2 protein-coding genes are annotated in these 3,381 nt (G+C 70.5%); both read left to right on the top strand.

The window, feature by feature from the left end; genetic code table 11:
* The first annotated feature begins 33 nt into the window (after positions 1–33).
* The gene (locus E1285_RS43955) at positions 34–2,478 is read left to right on the top strand and encodes a DNA translocase FtsK (protein WP_132160838.1); all 2,445 of its coding nucleotides are present in this window, start codon (positions 34–36) and stop codon (positions 2,476–2,478) included.
* Positions 2,479–2,628: 150 nt separating this feature from the next.
* The coding region (locus tag E1285_RS43950; RefSeq protein ID WP_132160837.1) for a RodZ domain-containing protein at positions 2,629–3,381 on the top strand (753 nt) is incomplete at its 3' end.

The following is a 3,381-nucleotide window of genomic DNA, read 5'->3' as shown; positions in this document are numbered from 1 at the left end:
GGGCGGGGCCGTCCCCCGCAGAAGCCCGATCCGATCTCCCAGGCGGTCCTCGGGTTCTTCAAGCTTCTGTTCAAGCTCTACCTGCTCGCGGCCGTCACGGTCGGCTCGGTGTTCCGCGCCTACGGGCACGGCGCCCGCAACCTCGACCCCGAGCACCGCCGCGACGGGCTGGGGCTGGCGCTGCTCGGCTCGTCCATCGTGCTGGCCTCGGTCACCTGGTTCCAGCCCGACGGCGTCGTCACGATCGCGCTGGAGAAGGTCGTGCGCGGCGGCCTCGGCATCATCGCGATGGCGCTGCCCGTGCTCCTGGCCCTGCTGGCGTGGCGGACGCTGCGCCATCCCGAGCACCACGAGGACACCGGCCGCGTCGTCATCGGCATGACCGCGCTCGGCGTCGGGGTGCTGGGCATCCTGCACATCGCGGCGGGCGTCCCGTCGCCCGCGGACGACATGGACGGGGTGCGCGAGTCGGGCGGCGTGGTCGGCTGGGTCGTGTCGGCCCCGCTGGACGCCGCGCTCAGCGGGTGGGTGGCCGTCCCCCTGCTGCTCCTGCTGTCGGGGTTCGGGCTGCTGGTCGTCACCGCGACGCCCATCAACCGGGTCCCCGAGCGGGTCTCCGACCTGTGGGCCGTGGCGACGCTGCAAGGACGCCCGCAGCGGGAGACCGCCGGCGAGAGCGAGGGCGGCGCGGAGGCGCCGAAGAAGCGGCGCCGCAAGAAGAAGCCCGAGGAGGAGTCCGGCGACCTGGAGGTCGGCGAGCACTCCAGGCCGTACGACACGCCGCTGCTGGAGGACGATCCGAAGAAGGCCGTCCCCCCGCAGCGCGACCTCGCCGACGAGCTGTTCGAGCCGGACCCGTTCCACGCCGACGTCCCGCCGCCCGCGCCCCCGGCCGACGACGAGCCGCCGATGGAGGAGCACGTGGCCGGCGGCGACCTCCCGCAGTCGCAGGTGCCGGACCCGACGCCGGCCCCGAGCCGGTCCGAGCAGCTGCCGCTGTCGTCGTCCGGCGAGATCTACGTCCTGCCGGACCCGTCGTCGCTGCGTCCGGGCAGCGTGTCCAAGGCTCGTACCAAGGCCAACGACACGGTGGTGAGCGCGCTGACCGGCGTGTTGGAGCAGTTCGATATCGATGCGCAGGTCACGGGGTTCACCCGGGGTCCGACGATCACGCGGTACGAGATCGAACTGGGGCCGGCGGTGAAGGTGGAGAAGGTCACCGCGCTGACCAAGAACATCGCGCTGTCGGTTAAGAGCGCCGATGTGCGGATCATTTCCCCGATTCCCGGTAAGTCGGCGATCGGGGTGGAGATCCCCAACACCGACAAGGACATCGTGAGCCTCGGCGACGTGCTGCGTTCGCCGGCGGCGACGAACGAGCACCATCCGATGGTGGTCGGGCTGGGCAAGGACGTCGAGGGGCGCACGGTGGTGGCGAACCTGGCGAAGATGCCGCACATCCTGATCGCGGGCGCGACCGGTGCGGGCAAGTCGACGTGCATCAACGGGCTGATCACCTCGGTGCTGATGCGGGCGACCCCGGACGAGGTGCGGATGATCCTGGTGGACCCCAAGCGGGTCGAGCTGACGATGTACCAGGGGATCCCGCATCTGATCACGCCGATCATCACCAATCCGAAGAAGGCCGCCGAGGCGCTCGACTGGGTCGTGGGCGAGATGGACCGCCGCTACGACGACCTGGCGGCGTCCGGGTACCGGCACATCGACGACTTCAACAAGGCGGTGAAGGCGGGCAAGCTGACCGCGCCGCCCGGTAGTGAGCGTGTCTACACGCCGTATCCGTACATGCTGGTCATCGTGGACGAGCTGGCGGATCTGATGATGGTCGCGCCGCGGGATGTGGAGGACTCGGTGGTGCGCATCACCCAGCTCGCCCGCGCCGCCGGCATTCACCTGGTGCTGGCGACGCAGCGGCCGTCGGTGGACGTGGTCACCGGGCTGATCAAGGCGAATGTGCCGTCCCGGCTGGCGTTCGCGACCTCGTCGCTGTCCGACAGCCGCGTCATCCTCGACCAGCCGGGCGCGGAGAAGCTCGTCGGGCAAGGCGACGCGCTGTTCCTGCCGATGGGCGCGAGCAAGCCGATGCGGATCCAGAACGCCTACGTGGCCGAGAAGGAGATCGGCGGCATCGTCGACCACTGCAAGGGGCAGATGGAGGCGAGCTACCGGGAGGACGTCGCCGCGGCCGGCGCGCCGAAGAAGGAGATCGACGAGGAGATCGGCGACGACATGGACCTGCTCGTCCAGGCCATCGAGCTGGTCGTGTCCACCCAGTTCGGGTCGACGTCGATGCTGCAGCGCAAGCTCCGCGTCGGGTTCGCCAAGGCCGGGCGCCTGATGGACCTGATGGAGAGCCGCGACATCGTCGGGCCCAGTGAGGGCTCCAAGGCCCGGGACGTGCTGGCCAAGCCGGACGATCTTCCCGGGGTGCTAGCGGAACTGCGCGGCGGCGACTGAGGCGAGGCCGCGCCGGGGACGGTCGGGGCATGGCGGAATGATGCGAAATCTTGCCCTGTTTCGAACGTGTCGCGTGTCGCCCAGCGGGCATGGCCGTTCCTAGACTGGTGTAACTGGAGATCGGCGACGAGTGCCCTCAGGAGGCCCGGCGTGAGCATCGGTGAGACCTTGGCGGAGGAGCGTCAGCGGGCCGGTCTCTCGGTGACACAGGTGAGTCTCCAGACGCGGATACGCGAGACCGTGATCCGCGGCATGGAGGCCGACGACTTCTCGTTCTGCGGCGGCAACTTCTACGCTCGCGGGCACATCCGCAGCGTCTCCCGCGTCATCGGCATCGATCCGGAACCGCTCGTCGCGGAGTTCGACGCGGCGCACGGCGGCGCGCCGCAGCCGGTCTCGGCCGTGTCGGCGTTCGAGCCGGAGCAGCCGGTCGCGTTCCGTGAGCGCCGGGCGCCGAACTGGAGCGCCGCGATGGCGCTCGCCCTCGCCTTCGTGGTGATCTACGGGGTGGTCCAGGTGATCGGGCACGACGGCGGCGGCGAGCGGCGCACCGCGCAGCAGGTGGCCGGGACGCCCGCCTCGCCCTCCTCCGCTCCCGCCACGCCCGCTCCGCCCAAGAAGAGCGACCCGGTCGCGGCGGCGCCGCGCACCGAGGTCCAGGTGCAGGTCGAGGCCAAGCGCACGACGTGGCTGGCCGCCCGCGACGACAAGGGCAAGACGCTGTTCAACGGCATGCTCCGCAAGGGCGACGTGAAGGACTGGAAGGCCGATAGGAAGATCCGCCTGGTGATCGGCGTCGGCGGCAGCGTCGACCTGACCGTCAACGGCAAGGATCTTGGTTCGCCTGGCCAGGGCGACGGCGTGCAGCGGCTGAGCTTCGACCGCGACGACCCCGAGCCCGCC

This window comes from Actinomadura sp. 7K507 (assembly GCF_004348425.1).
Lineage (GTDB): Bacteria > Actinomycetota > Actinomycetes > Streptosporangiales > Streptosporangiaceae > Spirillospora.
This window is presented reverse-complemented; position numbering and strand designations above follow the sequence as displayed.